The following is a 19,736-nucleotide window of genomic DNA, read 5'->3' as shown; positions in this document are numbered from 1 at the left end:
TTTCTGCAAATGATGCAACAATGTAGCTTATCCAGTAACATTTTTAGAGAAATCCTGCAAAATGTGCAACAATCCGGCTCCATCAAGCGCTCGGTGAGAGAAAACGCTTAGAAAGGGCAAGAGATAGGCGGAGCACCTCCAAGAAAGGAAGAAGCCCTTCAGATCGTATGCGAAAACCGGCTGCAAGGTGGCCAAAAGGCATATGGGCTGGATGAATATCATCAGAAGGCGATGAGGCATCAGCATCCTTCACCCGTTAGGATAATTGTGTCTTGTATGGGATGTAGTTGAACCGCCTACAGCTGAGGCACCTCAGTCTTCAAATACTGCTTCGCCTCGTCGTCCAGCAGGTAGCCGTTACTCTTCATCAGCTTCATGAAGCCCTCAAGCTTCTGCAGGAAGGCGCTTGTGCCGCTGTTCTTGGCCAGGATTCCGGTGTAGGCCTTCTGCGCCTCCAGATCCATCTCCAGATTATCGTAATGGAAGAGCGGGGTGTTGTTCTGGCCGTAGAAGGTGTTCACAGCATACTGGTCATACAGCTTCTTGACGGCCTGCACCCGGTTGGATTTGGGATAGGTCTGGATGAATTGCTCCTGGGTCAGCGCACGGTCGGCCACCTCGCCCCAGGCAATGATCAGCCCGTTATCCTTGGAAGGAGGCAGATCGGATTCAGCCGCCATAATGGAAATATAGCTGCTGATATCCTCCGTTACATAAGGCTTATATTTGCGGTAAGCCGCATAATCAATCACCGGGTAAAAGCTTCCCTCGGCGGTATCCAGCTTGTACCCGCTCTCTCCCGCACTTTGCAGCAGGGCGCGCAGGGCGGCGTTATCCGTACTCTCAGCCAGCTTCTCCATGCTGACTCCTCCTCTGTAGACGGTGAGGAGCTTCCGCTGGACCTCGCTGCTGCTGAATTTCTTCTCCCAGGAGGGGAGCAGCGCCTTATGCAGGTTCTCCAGCTTCAGCGTCAGTACAGTCGCCTGATACGGAGTGACTGCATATAACTTCGTCTTCATATAGGCAATGGCTCCCGGCAGGTTACCGCTGGACAGCAGCGGCAGCGCGGCCGTATAGACCGCTTCTGCATGGCTGGCAGTCTTAGCGCTCGCAGCTGTACCGGAAGTGCCTGTCCGGCTGCTTCCGCTGCCTTCAGCACCGGCCTGTCCGGCTGCGCCTGACTGAAGCCCTATGAGCAGGGCGATTGCGGCGGATAGAACGGCATGCTTTTTCATTCGTGTCTCCTCCTGTGTGGAATGGATGTGGGATACAGCCTCTAAGATGGGAAGAATATCAATTTCAGCCCTAGACCTCCGGCGGCGGCCAGAGCCAGACTGACCCAGGGCGAGACCGGAATGACCGGGAACAGATTATCGAGGAATATGCCGGCGAATACCGCAATCACGGCAATTCCGATATAGATGCCCAGGGCCTTAATGTCGAAGGTCTTAGGCTTCGGACTGTCGTCCTCCGAGAGGGAGGCCATCCATTTCATAATAAGCTCAACCAGCACGATGGAGCCTGCGCCGACAACGACCAGAGTGAACAGGCTAAGCTGGCCGAAGAGTTCGTGCGGACCGCCGCTCCACTGTGTAATCAGGCCGGCAATGCCCATCGTCCCGAACAGCAGGGTCAGAGCGGACCAGGAGATCATCAGGGAGTTCTTCAGCCGGCTTCGCGGTGTGCGCGGCGGGGCACTGTCCATCACGTCCTTGAAATAATCGCCGGGCTTCTCGCCAAAAACCTGCTTGGCGTTCTTCCCCTTGGCTTGTCCCTTCAGCAGCAGCGCGGCCGCCTCCAGCAGCAGCTCCTCTGCACGTACAGCATCTACTGAACTGGCGCGCATCGCCAGAATCATATCTTCGAAATAAGAGCGGTTAGACGGCGTCATCTGCTCCCGCAGCAGGTTGTTCTGCTTAATCATAGCTTTGACTTTCATAGTGTGGACCTATACCTCCAGCATTGAGTGATCAGGATACCTTCAACCTAGAGTATACGTTTGTGAACCAGCCGTGTGCAAGGACAACGTTCGTTCACGAAGGTCTGAATAATCCTTTTGGAAGAGTAAACACTGAAGAGGTGGTGGCTTCACCAACTATAGCTAGAGGGAAGGCAGGGAGCGTTATGGAACAGGAGAACAAGCAGGATCCGGGCAAGGCTGTGAACGGCGGTACCACGCCTGCACCGACTAATGATGTGGGGGACTGGGGCAATTCTGACGGCTTCAGCCTATGGGATGCTGCGGGTCAGGGCCAGGAGGACGGGCTCGGGGATTGGGAAGGCCGGCAGGAGACACACGACATGTTTCACGACAGCTATGACTGAGTGATGCCTAAGCGGATATGGGCCTCTTTCGCTCCAGAGGGAGTGGAAGGGGCCTTTTCTCCTGTAGAGCTGATGTAAGCTGCTGGCTTCATGCGTATTGACAACAAATTAGTACAGATAATATAATAGAAGTATTAATCATACTAAATTAATCGGAATTATTATAATTTAAAATAAATTAGTGAATCAGGGGAGGACGCCGCAATGGAACGGAATATCATCATCCGGCATAACGGAGAGGAATTGACAGCGAGCATACATTATCCGGCCGCAGACCGGGCAGGGACAGGACGGTGCAAGAACCGGGTGCCGCTTGCAGTGATCTGCCACGGCTTCGTGGGCAGCCGGATCGGTGTCGACCGGATCTTCGTCAAGGCCGCCCGGGAGCTGGCGCAGGATGGCTATATGGTAATCCGTTTCGATTATGCAGGCTGCGGGGAGAGCAGCGGCGATTACGGCAGTGAGGATATGGAGTCGATGATCGGGCAGACCCGGGCGGTGCTGGATTACGGCATCAGCTCGGCCGATGTGGACCCGCAGCGTGTGACGCTGATCGGACACAGTCTGGGCGGCGCGGTGGCGCTGCTGACCGGTGTCCGTGACCGGCGAGTGAAGAATCTTGTACTGTGGTCAGCCGTCGGCTATCCCTTCAATGACATCGTCAAGATTGTCGGCAGGGAAGCCTTCGACCGGTCGGTGAAGAGCGGTTCGGCCGATTACGCCGGCTATTCGTTCACTCCGGTATACTTCAATTCCCTGGCCGCTTTCCAGCCGTTCCAAGAGGCAGGGAAGTTCAGCGGCGATGTGCTGGTTATCCACGGGACTTCCGACGATGTGATTCCTGTAGATTATGCGTTCCTCTACCAGAAGCTGTTCTGGACCCGGCCGGAAGGACGGTGCGACAAGGAGATTATTTTCCAGGGCGATCATACCTTCTCTTCGGGTCCGGCGCAGGAGCAGGTGCTGAAGCGTACCCGGGATTGGATGAACCAGCAGGAGCATCTGCAGGAGGAATGGCAGAACTGGATGATATAGGAGCGGTAACGGCACTCGCAATGGCAGGGAATTAGCTGTAAAATAAAGGGGAAGACCATACCGGAAATGGAGGCTCTTACCCTATGAAATTACCGGCCTTTTTCATTGCGCACGGCTCTCCGCTGCTGGTACTTGAGGATAACGACTATACGCGTTTCCTGCAGCGGCTGGGTTCGGATCTGGGGAAGCCCCGCGGCATTGTGATCTTCTCAGCTCATTGGGACAGTCCCGATCAGCTGATCACAGTGGACGCACAGCATGAAACGCAGCATGATTTCTACGGATTCCCGGAAGAGATGTATCAGCTGAGTTATCCTGCTCCAGGTGATCCTGCACTCAGCAACCGTATTTCGGAGCTGTTCAAGAATAGTAATCTGCCCCATCAGCCCGTGCTGGGCCGGGGTCTGGATCATGGCGCATGGGTTATCCTGAGCACCATGTTCCCGCAGGCGGATATTCCGGTCGTGGCCTTATCTGTGGATTCGCTCCGCTCGCCTGAGGAGCAGTACAACATCGGCCGGATGCTTGCACCGCTGCGCGAGGAAGGTGTCCTCCTGATTGGCAGCGGCGGTCTGGTGCATAATCTCAGACTGCTGAAGCAGAAGGATCAGCCGGAGCAATGGGCGCTTGACTTCGACGGATGGATTGCAGGGCGGCTTAAGGCCTGGGATCTTCGCTCCCTGTATGCGTATGAGAAGCAAGCGCCGCATGTGAGGGAGGCTGTACCTGCCTACGGCAAGGAGCATTTTATCCCGCTCTTCTATGTAATGGGGGCAGCCGATGAAGGCAGACGGGCACAGCTAATGATTCAGGCCTACCAATACGGTACACTCAGCCTGAACTGCTGGATGCTTGACTGACTACTATATGAATGTCAAACGAATGGGTACAGGATACAGCCGTTAATCAGGCTGTGTCCTTTTTTCGTTACCGGGGATAGTATATATTTCAAAAATGGGCGGATATCCAAACCGGCGCATAAGGAAGCACGGAACAGCAGGTGGATTTTCTCCCCTTGTTCAGGAACGGTACATCACCTTTCCGGCAACAGTTGGAAAATCAACACTTAATAATCGACGAAAAATCAAATTGGACAAAACTCACGAAATTAAATGACGTTTATCCAATTAATTCCCCTGAATGAGTCAAATCCTCCAAATTAAGATACGTTTATCCATTTATTGCATAGAGCGAATGAGTGACGTAGAGCGGTTGATTGACGTAGAGCGGATAATTGGTGTAGAGCCGATGGGATCATGAGCAGCAACAGCAATAGGCATTGGGTCTGATCCAGCCGTAAGGAGGCTTAGATGTACCCACCAGGAAATGTGTGAGGTAGTGCGTTCTGTGAAGATTTTTGCTGCACTCAAGACAAACTCTGCCAGCTATGATTAAATGAAGGAAGCAAGCTGTAACTTACGATTAGGAGGAACAACGTGTCTATATCGATGAACCGTTATGTATCCCGTCCTGTATATGCTCTAGTCCTTGCCGCCGTGCTGCTCTCTGCCTGCGGGGAAGAGCAGGCAACGCCTGTGCCTGTGCGGGTGGTAGCGCCTACAGCCCAGGCGCAGCCGACCGAAGTTACGCAGCCGTCGCCGACAGCAACGCCGGCCCCGCCAATAGCGGTCTCCGTCTTAACAGGTCTGCCTGCTGAGGAGGAGAGCCTGCCACGTCCGCTCGCGGTTATGATCAATAATGCTCCGGCGGCCCGTCCGCAATCCGGGATCAGCGAGGCGGATATTCTGTACGAGGTGCTGGCCGAGGGCGGTATTACCCGGCTGATCGGTATCTTTCAGAGTCATGCCGGGGTGGTGAAGATCGGACCGATCCGCAGTATCCGCCCGTATCTGATCGATATCGGCGAGAGCTACGGCGGCATAACGGTGCATGCCGGAGGCAGTCCGGACGCTTATGCCATTCTGCAACGGCAGAAGAAGGCGGATATGGACGAAATCGGCCGCGCGGGTGCCTACTTCTGGCGGGACAAGGAACGCAAGGCTCCCCATAACCTGTACAGTAATGCCGCTAAGCTTAGAGAAGGGGCAACGAAGCTGGGGTATGAGGAGAACGTGAAGGTCCCCGGGTTTCTTTTCAATGATCCGGATTACATACCTGTGGAGGGCACCCCGGCGCTTGCGCTGAGTGTGAACTTCCTGCTGAAGAGCTACAATGTCGGGTACCAATACAACGCAGAGCAGCGCACGTATGCCCGCCTGGTGAACGGCAAGCCGCATCTGGATCTGAATAATAACCGTCCGGTGGAAGCGGCGAACATCATCGTGATGGGTTCGGATCATAAGGTGCTGGACGATGTAGGCCGGTTGCAGGTGGATACGGAGCTGGGAGGAGAAGCGGTGTTGTTACAGCGCGGCGTAGCGATTAACGGCAAATGGTCGCGCAGCCCCGGAGACGTCATCCGGTTTGTGAAGAAGGACGGCAAGGAGGCGCTGATGTTCCCGGGAATCACCCATATTCTGATTGTCCCGAACAGCCCCTCGTTCAGCAGTCATGTCGAATATGAGCTGGCGCCTGCATCCCGCTAAGGCCGGCTGGAGAATTGAATGTTCGGATGATTATTTTCGCGATTACAGGGAATTGTTATTATAGTGTAAAAAAGTTCGTTTTTTTGTCTTCTATCCCTTCTGTCGATATGATAAGATAACAAGGGTTGTCATTCATTTTCATGCGGTTTACATGGAATGACTTCATTTTTTTCACGGCAATATTATGTAAAGGGGTCTTAGACTAATGAAGCTCAGAAAAAAGGATATATTCTTTGAGACGCTGGAAAACATGGCTGACACCATTGTTCAGGCTGCGGATTATTTCGCTCAGAATATCTCGAGTCTCCAGGGCAATGTGGAGAACTTCGCCGGGGAGATGAAGAAATACGAATCCCAGTGCGATACTTACACCCATACTGTCATCAAGGAATTGAACAAGACGTTCATTACGCCGCTGGAGCGGGACGACATCATGGATCTGATCACAAGCATGGACGATGTCATTGATGGTCTGGAGGCCTCTGCCTCGCGTTTCTATATGTATAACCTGCTGGATGCGGATGAATATATTGTTCAGTTCGCAGAGATTCTCCGCCAGAGTGCATACGAGATCCAGAAGGCGGTTCATTTGCTCTCCCAGAAGAAGCTGCTGGCGATCCGCGAATACACCATCCGTCTGAATGATCTGGAGAACCAGGGCGACGAAGTCCTGCGTATCTGCACCAAGGCCCTGTTCGAGACTGTGAAGGACCCGATTGAGCTGATTAAGCGCAAAGAATTGTATGAGCGGCTCGAGACCACCACGGATAAATGTGAAGACGTAGCCAACATGCTGGAATCGATCATCATGCGTAACTCATAAGGGGCCTTAAATATGGATACATCTATATATGTATTAGCTTTTGTTATCTTTCTTGCGCTGGCGTTCGACTTCATCAACGGGTTCCATGATACCGCTAATGCAATTGCTACCTCTGTCTCGACCCGTGCGCTGAAGCCGCGTACAGCCATCATGCTGGCCGCCTCGATGAACTTTATCGGCGCATTGATGTTCACCGGCGTAGCGAAGAAGATCGGGGGCAGCATTACCGATCCGACCCTGCTGGATAACGGGATAGACATTGTCACAGCGACGCTCATTGCGGCAATTATCTGGAATCTGGTCACCTGGTGGCTGGGTATTCCTTCGTCCTCCTCCCATGCGCTTATCGGTGCGTTAGCCGGTGCGGTGTATGTCGGGGCAGGTACAGAGCATATCAAATGGAGCGGGTTCATTGAGATCGTAGAGGGGCTGATTTTCTCCCCGCTGATCGCTTTTGTAATCGGATATATTGTGATGACGATCTTGAAGTGGATCTTCGCGAAGCGCAGTCCGCATACGGTCAACAAGGGCTTCCGTTCGATGCAGATCGTGACGGCCGCGCTGCAATCCTTCACCCATGGTACGAATGATGCGCAGAAGGCGATGGGGATCATTACCTTTGCCCTCGTCACCTCGGGACGGCTCGATACGATGGAGGTTCCGCTCTGGGTTAAGATTGCAGCGGCTACATCCATGGCACTCGGAACGTCTATCGGCGGCTGGAAGATTATTAAGACGATGGGCACGAAGATTTTTAAAATCGAGCCGATCAACGGCTTCGCGGCGGATATTTCGGCGGCCTCTGTTATTTTCACGGCTACGCTGCTGCATCTTCCGGTAAGTACAACCCACGCGATTACCTCATCGATTCTGGGTGTAGGTTCAGCCAAGCGCTTCTCCGCTGTCAAATGGGGAGTGGCCGGACGGATCGTGGTTACCTGGTTCATTACCATTCCGATCAGCGCCTTGCTGTCGGGAGTGATCTTCAAGCTCTTCTTCTAAGACTGAACAGAATAGATTGCCTGGACAAGATGTCGCAGAAGCCATGGATGGCTTTAGGACATCTTTTTTTGCGTTCAGCGGTAAGCCCCGGCCTAAGCGGAGGTTATTTGATTTTTCAAGAGAGGAATGTCACAAAAGGCTACACGAATCTGATAAAAAATGTTAATAGGCATAAAAAGAAAATGAAATACATCACATATTTAAAAGAAAATAACATATGAGAAATGAATTTTGCGTAGTATTATGTAGGATTTGGTAGTCTCTGAAGTAAGGTTTGTTTTAAGTGTTACCATTGCTGACAAACACCCGAATAGACAAAGGAGGCCTGGCCATTGATCGACTTTCATCAGGTAGACAAACATTACGGACAATTCCATGTACTGAAGGGCATTGACCTGCATGTTCAGGAAGGGGAAGTAGTTGTTGTAGTCGGTCCTTCCGGCTCCGGCAAGAGCACGATGCTGCGCTGCATTAACCGTCTGGAGACGATCACGAGCGGCGGATTAACTGTGGACGGTATAACTGTAAACGAACGCAAGACAGATATCAATACCCTGCGCAAAGAGATCGGAATGGTCTTCCAGCACTTCAACCTGTACCCGCACAAAAAGGTCATTGATAACATCACGCTGGCCCCGGTGAAGGTACTGGGCTTAAGCAAAGCGGAAGCGGAGAAGACCGCAATGTATTATTTGGAGAAGGTCGGCATTGCCGACAAGGCAGAGTCCTATCCTTCCCAGCTGTCCGGCGGACAGCAGCAGCGGGTGGCGATTGCCCGGGGTCTGGCGATGAAGCCGAAGATTATGCTGTTCGACGAGCCGACCTCGGCGCTGGACCCGGAGATGGTCGGGGAGGTGCTTGATGTTATGCGCGCCCTGGCCCGCGAAGGCATGACGATGGTCGTTGTGACCCATGAGATGGGCTTTGCCCGCGAGGTGGCGGACCGGGTTATCTTCATGGATCAAGGGCAGATCGTGGAAGAGGCGGAGCCGGAAGCCTTCTTCGCCAGCCCGAAGGAAGAGCGGACGCGTACTTTTCTCAGCCGTGTATTAAGCCATTAAATTAAATAAATAGGAATCCGGGGAGGAACCGAAATGAAAATGTCCAAGAGCTTCAAGGTGTTAAGTGTGCTGATGATTGCGGCCATGCTGGTCATTGCCGGATGCGGCAACAACAAGGGCAAGAACGAACCTGCGGCAGGCGGCAATGCAGCCGGAGGGGCAGCAGCAGACTCTGCGGCCATTGCCAAGATCAAGGAGCGCGGTAAGCTGCTCGTCGGCGTGAAGTTCGATACCCGCCTGTTCGGTCTGAAGGACCCGGCCTCCGGCAACGTGGAAGGCTTCGACATCGACATCTCCAAGGCCATCGCTAAGAAAATTCTCGGTGACGAGAATGCCATTGAACTGAAGGAGGTCACCTCCAAGACGCGTATCCCGATGCTGAATAACGGCGAGATTGATATGGTTGTGGCGACCATGACTATTACGGAGGACCGCAAGAAGGAAGTAGATTTCTCTGACGTCTATTTCCAGGCCGGGCAGTCGCTGCTTGTGAAGAAGGGCAGCCCGATTACAGGCCTTGCGAGCGTTACGAAGGATACGAAGATCCTCGGCTCCAAGGGGGCAACCTCGATCAAGAATATCAAAGAGAAGGTGCCGGGCGTAACCGTGCTTGAATTCGATAACTATCAGGATGCGTTCAGTGCGCTCAAGGCGGGCCAAGGGGATGCGCTGACTACGGATGATGCGATTCTGTACGGAATGGCTTCACAGGACCCGGGCTTCGAGGTGGTGGGGAAGCCGTTCACGGATGAGCCTTACGGCATTGCGGTTCAGAAAGGCAACGCAGATGTAGTTAAGGCGATTAATGATACACTGGCTGAACTGAAGGCGAATGGGGAGTATGATGCCATCTATACGAAGTGGATTGGTAAAGCTCCGGCTAAATAAGCCTGTTCCAAGCAAGGGCTAGCTTCATCCAAGGGAAGAATAAATATATAGGTTACACACTAATTTCTTGTAGAAACGGTACCGCCTTTTCCAAGGACGGCAACGCCGTTTCTACTTGTTTGTAGGAACGGCAGTCGAGCCGGGCAGGAACGAACTCATCCACAGGTAAAGGCAGGTGAACATTAATGGATTTCTCAATATTAACGAACTACTTTGGACTCTATATGGAAGGCTTCTACGGTACGCTGCTGTCCAGTGTGCTGGCCCTGATCGGCAGCTTCCTGATCGGTGCGGTCATTGCCGTCTTCCGTATTACTTCAGTGAAGGGTCTGCGCTGGTTCGGCGCGGTGTATGTGGAATTCATCCGCAATATCCCGCTGCTGCTGGTCGTGTATATTTTCTATTACGGGCCTTCCGCTCTGGGCTTCACACTGGACGGCTTCAAGGCAGGAACCATCGGACTCGCCGTATATACCTCGGCCTTCATCGCCGAAGCGATCCGTGCCGGAATTATGGCCGTGCCCAAGGGACAGATGGAGGCGGCCCGTTCCTCCGGTCTCAGCTACATACAGACGATGCTGCATATCATTCTGCCGCAGGCGATCAAACTGGTCATTCCACCGCTCGGCAACCAGTTCATTAACCTGATTAAGAACTCCTCGGTACTGACTCTGGTGGCCGGTCTTGATCTGATGTACTTCGCCGACGGGATCTCTACAGAGACTTACCGTACCTTTGACACCTACATTTTCGTAGCGGTATTCTATCTGGTGCTTACGCTTCCGCTCAGCTACGGCGTGCGGGTCTGGGAGCGTAGACTGCAGCGCAAATATTAAGAGAACGCTTGAGCTAAAGGAGGGATATTATGGATTTCACAGGTGCATACTCTGCCGAGAATCTGAAGTTTCTGCTGGACGGATTGTATGTAACGCTGATTGTTGCTTTTGTATCGATCTTCCTGAGCTTTATCATCGGCTGTATCATTGGCGTCATCCGCTACTCGGAGGTGCCGGTGCTGTCTCCGGTCATGTTCTACCTGGTGGAGCTGATCCGTAATCTGCCGCTGCTGCTGATCATCTTCTTCATCCGCTTCGCCTTGCCGGAGGTCGGGATCAAGCTCGGACTGATTACTGCGGCCATTGCGGCATTAACCATCTTCGAGGCGGCGATGATTGCCGAGATTGTCCGCGGAGGCTTAATGTCGATCGACAAGGGGCAGATTGAGGCGGCGCGTTCCTCCGGTCTCAGCAATGTACAGACCTTATGGCATATCGTGCTTCCCCAGGGGCTGCGGCGGATGGTTCCGCCACTGGTCAGCCAGTTCATCTCCCTGCTGAAGGATACCTCGCTTGCTGTTGTGATTTCACTACCGGAGCTGATGCATAACGCCAACATTGTCATCGGCCACAGCTACAGCTATGCGATCCCTACGCTGGCGCTGGTTGCCCTGATTTATTTTGTCGTCAATTACCTGCTGTCGCTGCTGTCCAGAAGGCTTGAGCACAGAGCGGTATAACCTTAGCCGAATGAGGATTAAGCCATATTCAATCCAGTGCGGCTATGATACTATAGTTGTCAACCTCTCTAGGCAGGAGCAGTGGCGATGGGACAATCGATTCTGAGAATGAAGGCGGTACAGATTCTGCTGGTGGCCGCTGTTACTGCGGTAGCCGGAGAATTCAAGATCAACCCGTTTGACGGAGATGTCTTCCGCATTGCCATGGGCAGCAGCGCCTTTCTCCTCTTCCTGTTGTTGATGAGGCAGCTGCCGTATATCCGCACAGGCTGTGCCACCGGGGTGGTCGTGCTGTTGTTCCGGACTGCTATGGATATGGTGGAGGGAAGCGGACTGACGGTAGAGCAGAGCCTTAGCAGCCACTTCTCGGCAATGATCTATTACATGGTGTTCGGCGCACTGATGCATATCATCAAGAGCCGGATCGATACCTTCCATCCGCTGGTGCTGGGCGCCGTTGCTGCGGTGATCGATCTCCTGTCCAATGAAATGGAGCTGCTGACCCGGCTGATTGTGCTGGATTCGGCTACCTTCCGGCTGAACGAGTGGACGTACCTGATGGCAATTGCGGTCTTGCGAACGTATTTCACCACTGGCGTATACAGCAGCATCTCTGTCAGCCAGCTGCGTATCCGGGAGCGGGAGCAGCATGAACGGACCCAACAGATGCTTGGATTCGGCTCCGGCTTGTACGGGGAAGTGTTCTATCTGAAGAAGTCTATAGGCACCCTGGAGCAGGTAACGCTGAACAGCTTCGAGCTGTACAGTAAGCTGAAGGACGGGGAAGGTACGAGGCGTTACAGCCGGCAGGTACTCGACATCACCCAGCAGCTCCATGAGGTGAAGAAGGATTCGCAGCGGATTCTGGCAGGACTGGTGAAGCTGGTGGAGCGTGAGGTGAACGGGGACATGCCGTTATCGGGCATTCTGCAGTTCGCGGTCAAGAGCAATGCCAAATATGCGGAAATGCTGGGCAAAGAGATTAAGTTCCATATTCGCATCACCTCCGATTACACAACCGACAGCTACATTCCTCTATTGACCCTGCTTAACAATCTCACCGCCAATGCGGTGGAAGTCATCCAAGGAACAGGCAGCATCCATCTGAACGCTTTTGAGCAGGACGGTATGACGATTCTGACAGTGACTGATAGCGGGACGGGCATCGGGGAGCATGATCTCCACCTGCTGTTCGAGCCGGGCTTCACCACGAAATTCGATGAAGAGGGCATCGCTGCCACAGGGATCGGGCTCTCTCATGTACGGGATATAGTGAATATGTTCGAGGGAAGCATTACGGTTCAGCCGGTATCGCATACCGGAGGGGCGATGTTCCAGATTACAGTGCCGAGCATGAAGCTGCGGAAGGAGGAATAGAGGATGCCGCTATCATTCTGTATTGTAGATGACGACGCGTCGGCGAGAAGAATGCTGCAGCATATTATTGAGGACAGCGGGCTTGGTGAGGTGACGGGTACTGCAGCGAGCGGACAGGAAGGGGTTGCTCTGATCCTGAGCGAGACCCCGGACATTGTGCTGATGGATCTGCTGATGCCGGACCAGGACGGGATTGAGACTATCCTCTCTCTTCAGGCACAGGGCTGCCGCTCCAAATTCGTCATGATCTCGCAGATTGAGAACGGGGATATGGTCAGCCGCGCCTACAGGAGCGGAATTGAATTCTTCATCCGCAAGCCGATCAATAAGATTGAAGTCGAATCTGTTCTATATAAAGTGAATGAACGTTACGCCATGGGCCGTTATCTGGATGAGATCAAGCTGACGCTGGGCAAGCTGGAGGGCCTGCAGTTCGGACTGCCGCAGCTGCCGCCGGGCAAGCGGACCGTTAAGGAAATTGTCCAGCCGATTCTGATGAATATGGGCATGATTTCGGAGAATGGCAGCCGTGATATTATCACGATCATGGAACTGGCGGTAGCGGAAGGGAAGAGCGGAAGTCTTCCATCCCTGAAGGAACTGTATGAGCTGACTGCTGCCAAGTACAGACCGGTGCCTGCGGAGGCAGCCAAAGAGGTCAAGGCTATCGAACAGCGTCTGCGCCGCGCCTTGGCGGCGGGTCTGACAAGTCTCGCGTCCATCGGTCTGACGGATTACGGGAATCCGAAGTTCGAGCATTATGCGCCGCTGTATTTCGACTTTGAAGAGGTGCGCCTGAAGATGAAGGAGATTGAACAGGGCCGGGATAGCGGCAAGGTGAAGGTGAACATTAAGAAATTCCTGCAGGTGCTGCATCTGGAGGTGCTGGAAGGCTTGGGCCGCTAAGCCGGATACGGGACTATGGGTCCGGGCCCTTCAGAGCAAATGGCATCGTCAACTATAGAGGCAAGACCCAAGAAACCTCCGGAGCCGCTGTTCAGCGGGCTGGCGGTTATTTTTTTGCGGGGACATGCGGTACAATGGGAGAAAGCAACTAGAATAGCGCGGCTCTGCTGCGGATTGCCTACATAGGGCGGAGGAATTATATTATGATACGAACACTTGCCGTAACGCATACAGGTGAAGTACTGACCGATCTGCAGCTTCAGGATATCATCCTGGATGATTATTCCTGGATCTGGGCGGATTTCGCTATGCCGACGGAGGAAGAAACCTTGAGGCTGGACACCTATTTTCATTTTCACCCGCTGGCGATTGAAGATTGTATGCATGTCTTGCAGCGGCCGAAGCTGGATTATTACGAGGATGTGCAGTTCTTCGTGCTGCATTCGCTGAATGAGCGGACGCTGGAGGCTGAAGAGATCGACCTGTTCCTCAGCCCGAAGTTCCTCGTCTCCTACCATCATCAGGACAAGCCGGAGATGGAGGAAGCGTGGCAGATGGTCAAAGCTGAGATTCATAGCCGCAAGGGCTGGTCGGGCGGGCCGATGGCCGCTGCTTATACCGTGATGGACAAGCTGGTCGACAGGTATTTCCCGTCCCTGTATACGCTGGAGGATGAACTCGCGGATCTGGAGAGCCAGGGCGGTAACGAATCGGTGGAAGAGCTGATGAGCCAAGTCTTCAATGTGCGCGGAAGGCTGCTGAAGCTGCGGCGGACAATTGTGCCAATGCGTGATCTGATGTACCGGATTGTCAATTCGCAGCATGTACAGAGTAACGGGGAGGAACGGGTCTACTTCGGCGATATCTACGATCACCTGCTGAAGCTGACCGACATGATTGAAGTTGACCGGGAAATGACCGCCGACCTGCGTGACAGCTATATCTCGCTCAACTCCAACCGGATGAATTCCATCATGAAGACACTCACGGTGATTACCACGGTATTCATGCCGCTGACGCTGATCGCCGGAATCTATGGAATGAACTTCAGGGTGATGCCGGAGCTGGAATGGAAATACAGCTATTTCGCAGTGCTGCTGCTTATGCTGGTGCTGGGAATCGGAATGTTCGGCTGGTTCCGGCGGAGCGGCTGGTTTAAGTAACGGGAAAAGCGCGTTAAACGCCGCCGCTTAGGAACGGCGGCGCTTAACGGAGGAAGGCCCGCCGGATTTACGCTTTTTGGAGGTGGTATGGCGGCGCTTCGGGGCGGGGCGTCTTTTTTTGCGCCGTTTGGGGCTATAGAGGGCTGCATCCTCCTCGGCGGCGAGCTCTCCCGCTCCGCTTCCCTTGCCTTTGCCGAAGCCGCCCATCACTAGCTTCACCATCGGAGCCATCTGTGAGAAGCCCTGCATCACCTTCTGCACCTTGCCCATGGTGTTGACTATTCCGTCAATACCGCCCATCCGGTCAACGATTCCCTTGAGCTGTTCCATATTCGCCAGACTTCCAAGATTGCCGAGTCCGCCCAGGAGGCCTCCGGCCTTCGCGGTAGAAGCTTCTGCAGCAGGGAGCGCGAGTGCCGTCTCGGTGACTTCAGCACCATAAGCAGGCAGCAGCTCAGGTTCTCCGGGAAGCGGGGCAGGTGTATAAGCAGATAGTCCCGGGTAAGGCGACGGATTGTAGGGTTCAGCCAGGGAACGGCCTTGCTGGCGGGAATGATTATAGTAATGCTGAGGCATAGGATCACATTCCTTCGTTAGTGGTTTGCTATACTGTATGTCATGGGCGAACAGACGGTATAGACGAATGCCCGGGTAACCGGGATACCAGCGGAAAAGGGCGGATGCCTATAGAACGGAAGAAGGAAGTGAAGAAACCGTGTCCATGCTTGATTTTGCACGGTTTTGTAGTACTATGAGTAAGGCGGTCTAACCTGGAAGCCGGAAATAGATTAGAATTAACCCCGGCTACGGTGTGCGCCTGGGGTGGACGTTTGTCCGTCGGTTTCACTCTTTACAGCGTGAAACCGTTAATGCTTGAAAAATGTGCTCCAGTACAATATAGTAGAGGCAAGATAGTCATATTAAGTTAATGCTTAGGGGATGATAGGGCGATGCAGCTAAAGAAGCTAAACGATAAAAGTATCGATCAATTATTTGAGGCTATTTTAACATTGAAAAATATGGAAGAATGCTATGTATTCTTTGATGATTTGTGCACCGTGAACGAAATTCAATCGCTCTCACAGCGCCTTGAGGTTGCGCGGATGCTGGGCAAGGGGTCTACATATAATCAGATTGAAGCCGAGACGGGGGCAAGTACAGCAACAATCTCCCGTGTGAAGCGCTGCCTGAACTATGGCAATGACGGTTATAAGCTTACGCTGGAACGTCTGGGCCGGTAATCCATGGTTCCGGGTGTATTGTTAATCAGTCACGGCTCCCGGGATCAGGCCTGGGTGTCGATGGTTGATGAGGCAGTGAGCCATCTCATGCTCCGGGAGGAGCTGCCGGTGGCAGTGGCTTTCCTTGAGCTGGTAGAAGGACGATTGATACAGGATGGAATTGATAAGCTGGAACATGCAGGGGTCACAGATATTATTGTGATCCCCTTGTTTGTTTCTTCCGGCAGTACGCATGTCGATGAGATAGAGTATGCACTGGGCGCTAAGCCGGTTCCTGAGCGGGAGACCGACCTTGCGCCGTTCAGGGTTGCCGCGAAGGTTCATTATGGCTATCCTGTCGATGATGATCCCGATATTGCGCAGATGCTGTGGGATAAGCTTCGGGAACTGTCGCAGCATCCCGGACGGGAGATGGTACTGCTGGTCGGACACGGCAGCAGGCATAACGGCTTCCGGCAGCGCTGGGAGCAGGGAATCTCTTCGCTTGCTGCGCGGGTACGGGAGGTTAGCGGGCTGGCTGCAGCTGATTACGGGCTGTTGAACCCGGACAGCCTGAGAAGCCGGGTGGAGCATTGGCAGGAGCAGGGCTATGATGTGCTGGTGGCTCCGCTTTTTTTGAGTGAGGGGTACTTCACTAAGGTGGTTATTCCGCAGCGGCTTGAGGGGCTTGAGTATGCCTATTCCGGCCAGACACTGCTGCCGCATCCGCTGCTGCCGCGCTGGATTCAGCGGCAGGTGGAAGCAGCGCTCCAGCGCCTGGAGACTTGAGAGCCAACGTTAATTCGTACGCGGGTAATGGAGCTGACCCCCTGACATTGCTTGTGGGGTACAGAATTGGGTATAATCAGTAAAGTTATCCATTATATAAACAGGTGGCGTTCCGGTAATGAAAACTGCGAGATTGATTTATAATCCCACTTCTGGTCGGGAAGAAATGAAAAGACGACTCGCCGATATTCTTGACCGGCTGGATATGGGCGGTATCGAAGCTACCTGCCATGCAACAACGGGAGAGGGCGATGCTACTGCGGCTGCAGCCCAGGCTGTGGAACGCGGTACTTATGATCTGATCATAGCTGCCGGAGGCGACGGTACGCTCAATGAAGTGATTAACGGGATGGCGGAGAAGCCGAACCTTCCGCCGCTAGGCATATTACCGCTGGGAACAACGAATGATTTCGCGCGGGCCATGGGCATTCCGAAGAATTGGGAGGAAGCCTGCGACCTGATTCTGCGTCAGGAAGCGCGCTTGATTGATCTCGGCAAAGCCAATGACCGTTACTTCATTAATATAGCAGGCGGCGGACAGCTGACGGAGCTGACCTATGAGGTCCCCAGCAAGCTGAAGACCATGATGGGTCAGCTTGCCTATTACCTGAAGGGGATCGAGAAGATGGCCAGCCTTGCTCCACAAGAGCTGTATATCCGCGCGAACGGCCAGGAGATGATCCATGACGAGTTCATGCTCTTCCTGATCGCCAACACGAATTCGGTCGGCGGCTTCGAGAAGCTGGCTCCGGGGGCGCGTATCGATGACGGCTTGCTCGATGTTATTGCCGTTAAGAAATGCAACCTGGCCGAGTTCATCCGGCTGGTGCGTCTGACCATTCGTGGAGAGCACCTGAGCGACAAGAAGGTTGTCCATTTCCGCACCGATGCCATGGAGGTAACCTCTCCCGGCCACGTGCAGCTGAACCTGGACGGTGAGCTGGGCGGTACCCTGCCGGGCAATTTCAGTATCCTGCCGCAGCATCTGCGGATTTTCGCGCAGAATAGTTAGTTGACTGGCTGGTGGCAATGGGGAGAGGTATGCTGAGGCCAAGCGTCAGCGGTGATGCGGCGGGCGGCGGATTGAGGCAAGGCGTGTGATGGAAGGGTCTGAGCGGCCAGTGTGCTGTGGCGAATTGCTGGGTTTGCGGACTCAGCGGCGCTTATTTGTGCCAACAGCTGTTTTGCGGCAGCTAAGTGGACTCCAGTGACCTTATGTGCGGATTTTGAGCTCGGAATTGTCTGCTGGAGACGAAATAAGCGCACTACGGTCCGCATCGACGCCGGATTCACAGCTTTTTGAGAAAATAGCGGCTTTACAGTCCTGCTTGCTTCGTTTGATGGTACTGTAATTAACGTGATAAATAGTGAAGAACATGAAAGAAGTGAACCTATATCTATGAGTAAACACCGCAGCGGGCGCAGTGGAAGCCGCCGGAAACAAGCACCGGCCGCTGTTGTCGGACTGCCTGTAAATAAGAATGACGAGGTCCTGCTCGATATTATCGGCATGACCCATGAAGGTGAAGGGGTAGGCCGTGTAGAGGGCTTTACCCTATTTGTGCAGGGAGCTCTTCCCGGTGAGAGAGTCCGGGCCAGAGTGCTGAAGACCAAGAAGCAGTACGGCTATGCCAAGCTGCTGGAACTGGTGCAGGCCAGCAGCGACCGTATCGCGCCGCCCTGCCCGATCTATGATCAGTGCGGCGGCTGCCAGCTGCAGCATATGGAATACACCGCGCAGCTCGCGTGGAAGCGGCAGCTGGTAGTGGACAACCTGCAGCGGATCGGGAAGCTAGAGGTGGCTGGTGCCGGTGCGACAAGTAGAGATACAGTGGGCGGTAGCGCTGATACGAATGGTGCAAATGCAGGTGCAGAGCTTGCTGCGGTTGAAGGTGGCAATGCGGCCGATGCAAGTTACCGGGCTGAAGGCATCCGCGTGCTGCCTACGCTCGGCATGGACGAGCCCTGGCGTTACCGCAACAAGGCCCAAGTACCTATCGGGGTGGCCGAAGGCGGTCTGGTCGGCGGCTTCTATGCACGGGGCAGTCACCGGATCATCGACATGGAGACCTGTCTGATCCAGCACGAGGATAACGACAAGGTCGTCGCCACCGTCAAGAGCCTCGGCCGTGAGTTGGGCATCACCGCCTACGACGAAGAGACCGGCCGTGGCCTGCTCCGCCACGTTGTGGTGAAGAAGGCATTCCGCACCGGCCAGATGATGCTGGTGCTGGTCACGAACGGCCGGGATATCCCGCATCTGGATGCTTGGCTTGGCAGCATCCGTGAGCAGCTTCCGGCAGTGGTCAGCATCTGCCAGAATATCAACACCCAGCGGACCAATGTCATCTTCGGCAACGATACCCGTGTCCTCTGGGGCAGTGAGGTCATCTATGACTACATTGGAGATGTACAGTTCGCTATCTCGGCACGCTCCTTCTACCAGGTGAACCCGGCGCAGACCGAGGTGCTGTATGGCAGAACTCTGGAATACGCTGCACTCACCGGCAAAGAGACCGTAATCGATGCCTACTGCGGCATAGGCACCATCTCCTTATTCCTGGCGCAACATGCGGATCAGGTGTACGGGGTTGAGATCGTGCCCGAAGCCATTGAGGACGCCCGCGCCAATGCGAAGCTGAACGGAATGAACAACGTGAAGTTCGAAGTCGGCGCTTCGGAGGATGTCATCCCGGCCTGGAAAGAGCAGGGCATCACCCCGGACGTCATCGTCGTCGATCCCCCGCGCAAGGGCTGCGACCCGCGCCTGCTGGAGACCATCCTGCTGATGCAGCCGGAGCGTGTCGTGTACGTGTCTTGCAACCCGTCGACACTGGCCCGCGATTTGCGGGTGCTGGAGGATGGGGGATACCGGGCGGTGGAGGTCACGCCGGTGGATATGTTCCCGCATACGACACATGTGGAGTGCGTAATAGGACTATGTCGAACAGATACGTAGAAGTCTTCCGTTGCCAGCTTCCAGTTAATTATATGTCCTTTACCAATAAGGGGAAGGACTACAGAAATAAGGTATTGAATGACACCATAGATGTTTCTATTGTTTTGGATTTGAAGTGGGAAAATG

20 protein-coding genes are annotated in these 19,736 nt (G+C 53.9%); 17 read left to right on the top strand and 3 right to left on the bottom strand.

Annotated features, from left to right (window positions below):
- Positions 1 to 296 precede the first annotated feature (296 nt).
- Together NSU18_RS16155 and NSU18_RS16150 are read right to left on the bottom strand one after the other, a co-directional pair.
- Positions 297 to 1,235, bottom strand: a complete 939-nt coding sequence (locus NSU18_RS16155; protein WP_341149531.1) for a hypothetical protein — start codon at positions 1,233 to 1,235, stop codon at positions 297 to 299.
- Positions 1,236 to 1,276: 41 nt separating this feature from the next.
- Positions 1,277 to 1,939, bottom strand: coding sequence for a DUF1129 family protein (locus tag NSU18_RS16150; RefSeq protein WP_341149530.1), 663 nt, complete (start codon positions 1,937 to 1,939; stop codon positions 1,277 to 1,279).
- A 185-nt stretch (positions 1,940 to 2,124) separates the two neighbouring features.
- Between NSU18_RS16150 and NSU18_RS16145 the strand changes: the two genes are divergently transcribed.
- The 13 genes from NSU18_RS16145 to corA all read left to right on the top strand — a co-directional run bounded on the left by NSU18_RS16145 (position 2,125) and on the right by corA (position 14,642).
- On the top strand, positions 2,125 to 2,325 hold the full coding sequence (locus NSU18_RS16145) for a hypothetical protein (protein WP_341014655.1): 201 nt from the start codon (positions 2,125 to 2,127) through the stop codon (positions 2,323 to 2,325).
- A gap of 204 nt (positions 2,326 to 2,529) precedes the next feature.
- On the top strand, positions 2,530 to 3,360 hold the full coding sequence (locus NSU18_RS16140) for an alpha/beta hydrolase family protein (protein WP_036693266.1): 831 nt from the start codon (positions 2,530 to 2,532) through the stop codon (positions 3,358 to 3,360).
- 83 nt (positions 3,361 to 3,443) lie between these two features.
- Positions 3,444 to 4,220, top strand: a complete 777-nt coding sequence (locus NSU18_RS16135) for a DODA-type extradiol aromatic ring-opening family dioxygenase (RefSeq protein WP_341014654.1) — start codon at positions 3,444 to 3,446, stop codon at positions 4,218 to 4,220.
- A 576-nt stretch (positions 4,221 to 4,796) separates the two neighbouring features.
- Positions 4,797 to 5,906 (top strand): DUF3048 domain-containing protein, encoded by a 1,110-nt coding sequence (locus NSU18_RS16130; protein ID WP_341014653.1) that lies wholly within the window; start codon positions 4,797 to 4,799, stop codon positions 5,904 to 5,906.
- Between the two features lie 205 nt (positions 5,907 to 6,111).
- The gene (locus tag NSU18_RS16125; RefSeq protein ID WP_341014651.1) at positions 6,112 to 6,729 is read left to right on the top strand and encodes a DUF47 domain-containing protein; all 618 of its coding nucleotides are present in this window, start codon (positions 6,112 to 6,114) and stop codon (positions 6,727 to 6,729) included.
- A 12-nt stretch (positions 6,730 to 6,741) separates the two neighbouring features.
- Positions 6,742 to 7,731 (top strand): inorganic phosphate transporter, encoded by a 990-nt coding sequence (locus tag NSU18_RS16120; protein ID WP_341014650.1) that lies wholly within the window; start codon positions 6,742 to 6,744, stop codon positions 7,729 to 7,731.
- 332 nt (positions 7,732 to 8,063) lie between these two features.
- Positions 8,064 to 8,792 (top strand): amino acid ABC transporter ATP-binding protein, encoded by a 729-nt coding sequence (locus tag NSU18_RS16115; RefSeq protein WP_036693252.1) that lies wholly within the window; start codon positions 8,064 to 8,066, stop codon positions 8,790 to 8,792.
- Positions 8,793 to 8,825: 33 nt separating this feature from the next.
- Positions 8,826 to 9,680, top strand: coding sequence for a glutamate ABC transporter substrate-binding protein (locus NSU18_RS16110; RefSeq protein WP_341149529.1), 855 nt, complete (start codon positions 8,826 to 8,828; stop codon positions 9,678 to 9,680).
- 185 nt (positions 9,681 to 9,865) lie between these two features.
- Complete coding sequence (locus tag NSU18_RS16105) at positions 9,866 to 10,516, top strand: amino acid ABC transporter permease (protein ID WP_341014648.1); 651 nt, start codon at positions 9,866 to 9,868, stop codon at positions 10,514 to 10,516.
- 29 nt (positions 10,517 to 10,545) lie between these two features.
- Positions 10,546 to 11,196, top strand: coding sequence for an amino acid ABC transporter permease (locus NSU18_RS16100; protein WP_341014647.1), 651 nt, complete (start codon positions 10,546 to 10,548; stop codon positions 11,194 to 11,196).
- Positions 11,197 to 11,283: 87 nt separating this feature from the next.
- Positions 11,284 to 12,573 carry an ATP-binding protein gene (locus tag NSU18_RS16095; protein ID WP_341014645.1) on the top strand — a complete coding sequence of 430 codons (1,290 nt, stop codon included), beginning with the start codon at positions 11,284 to 11,286 and terminating at the stop codon, positions 12,571 to 12,573.
- Positions 12,574 to 12,576: 3 nt separating this feature from the next.
- On the top strand, positions 12,577 to 13,479 hold the full coding sequence (locus tag NSU18_RS16090) for a response regulator (RefSeq protein WP_341014644.1): 903 nt from the start codon (positions 12,577 to 12,579) through the stop codon (positions 13,477 to 13,479).
- Between the two features lie 203 nt (positions 13,480 to 13,682).
- A complete protein-coding gene (gene corA, locus NSU18_RS16085) occupies positions 13,683 to 14,642 on the top strand; it encodes a magnesium/cobalt transporter CorA (protein WP_341014643.1) in 960 nt (319 codons plus the stop codon).
- Between the two features lie 27 nt (positions 14,643 to 14,669).
- Here corA and NSU18_RS16080 read toward each other — a convergent pair whose 3' ends face one another.
- Positions 14,670 to 15,218 carry a tyrosine protein kinase gene (locus NSU18_RS16080; protein ID WP_341014642.1) on the bottom strand — a complete coding sequence of 183 codons (549 nt, stop codon included), beginning with the start codon at positions 15,216 to 15,218 and terminating at the stop codon, positions 14,670 to 14,672.
- Positions 15,219 to 15,592: 374 nt separating this feature from the next.
- Here NSU18_RS16080 and NSU18_RS16075 point away from each other — a divergent pair, with 374 nt between their 5' ends.
- From NSU18_RS16075 to rlmD, 4 genes are all read left to right on the top strand, one after another.
- Complete coding sequence (locus NSU18_RS16075; protein ID WP_019913624.1) at positions 15,593 to 15,883, top strand: YerC/YecD family TrpR-related protein; 291 nt, start codon at positions 15,593 to 15,595, stop codon at positions 15,881 to 15,883.
- Positions 15,884 to 15,886: 3 nt separating this feature from the next.
- Complete coding sequence (locus tag NSU18_RS16070) at positions 15,887 to 16,651, top strand: sirohydrochlorin chelatase (RefSeq protein ID WP_341014641.1); 765 nt, start codon at positions 15,887 to 15,889, stop codon at positions 16,649 to 16,651.
- 118 nt (positions 16,652 to 16,769) lie between these two features.
- Entirely contained in the window at positions 16,770 to 17,663 is an 894-nt protein-coding gene (locus NSU18_RS16065) for a diacylglycerol kinase (RefSeq protein WP_341014640.1), read from the top strand.
- A gap of 387 nt (positions 17,664 to 18,050) precedes the next feature.
- Entirely contained in the window at positions 18,051 to 19,610 is a 1,560-nt protein-coding gene (gene rlmD / locus NSU18_RS16060; RefSeq protein ID WP_341149528.1) for a 23S rRNA (uracil(1939)-C(5))-methyltransferase RlmD, read from the top strand.
- The last annotated feature ends 126 nt before the right edge of the window (positions 19,611 to 19,736 follow it).

The organism is Paenibacillus sp. FSL H8-0048, from assembly GCF_038002825.1.
In the GTDB taxonomy this organism is placed as follows: Bacteria; Bacillota; Bacilli; order Paenibacillales; family Paenibacillaceae; genus Paenibacillus_AQ.
The sequence above is the reverse complement of the archived record's forward strand: the minus strand, read 5'-3'. Positions and strand labels throughout refer to the sequence as shown.

Bases quoted from the DNA above. Each gene is read 5' to 3' on its own strand.
- corA (WP_341014643.1), top strand. From the start codon at position 13,683: ATGATACGAACACTTGCCGTAACGCATACAGGTGAAGTACTGACCGAT.
- NSU18_RS16155 (WP_341149531.1), bottom strand. From the start codon at position 1,235: ATGAAAAAGCATGCCGTTCTATCCGCCGCAATCGCCCTGCTCATAGGG.
- NSU18_RS16080 (WP_341014642.1), bottom strand. From the start codon at position 15,218: ATGCCTCAGCATTACTATAATCATTCCCGCCAGCAAGGCCGTTCCCTG.
- rlmD (WP_341149528.1), top strand. From the start codon at position 18,051: ATGAGTAAACACCGCAGCGGGCGCAGTGGAAGCCGCCGGAAACAAGCA.
- NSU18_RS16145 (WP_341014655.1), top strand. From the start codon at position 2,125: ATGGAACAGGAGAACAAGCAGGATCCGGGCAAGGCTGTGAACGGCGGT.
- NSU18_RS16105 (WP_341014648.1), top strand. From the start codon at position 9,866: ATGGATTTCTCAATATTAACGAACTACTTTGGACTCTATATGGAAGGC.
- NSU18_RS16075 (WP_019913624.1), top strand. From the start codon at position 15,593: ATGCAGCTAAAGAAGCTAAACGATAAAAGTATCGATCAATTATTTGAG.
- NSU18_RS16100 (WP_341014647.1), top strand. From the start codon at position 10,546: ATGGATTTCACAGGTGCATACTCTGCCGAGAATCTGAAGTTTCTGCTG.
- NSU18_RS16140 (WP_036693266.1), top strand. From the start codon at position 2,530: ATGGAACGGAATATCATCATCCGGCATAACGGAGAGGAATTGACAGCG.
- NSU18_RS16120 (WP_341014650.1), top strand. From the start codon at position 6,742: ATGGATACATCTATATATGTATTAGCTTTTGTTATCTTTCTTGCGCTG.
- NSU18_RS16135 (WP_341014654.1), top strand. From the start codon at position 3,444: ATGAAATTACCGGCCTTTTTCATTGCGCACGGCTCTCCGCTGCTGGTA.
- NSU18_RS16090 (WP_341014644.1), top strand. From the start codon at position 12,577: ATGCCGCTATCATTCTGTATTGTAGATGACGACGCGTCGGCGAGAAGA.
- NSU18_RS16070 (WP_341014641.1), top strand. From the start codon at position 15,887: ATGGTTCCGGGTGTATTGTTAATCAGTCACGGCTCCCGGGATCAGGCC.
- NSU18_RS16150 (WP_341149530.1), bottom strand. From the start codon at position 1,939: ATGAAAGTCAAAGCTATGATTAAGCAGAACAACCTGCTGCGGGAGCAG.
- NSU18_RS16125 (WP_341014651.1), top strand. From the start codon at position 6,112: ATGAAGCTCAGAAAAAAGGATATATTCTTTGAGACGCTGGAAAACATG.
- NSU18_RS16065 (WP_341014640.1), top strand. From the start codon at position 16,770: ATGAAAACTGCGAGATTGATTTATAATCCCACTTCTGGTCGGGAAGAA.
- NSU18_RS16095 (WP_341014645.1), top strand. From the start codon at position 11,284: ATGGGACAATCGATTCTGAGAATGAAGGCGGTACAGATTCTGCTGGTG.
- NSU18_RS16110 (WP_341149529.1), top strand. From the start codon at position 8,826: ATGAAAATGTCCAAGAGCTTCAAGGTGTTAAGTGTGCTGATGATTGCG.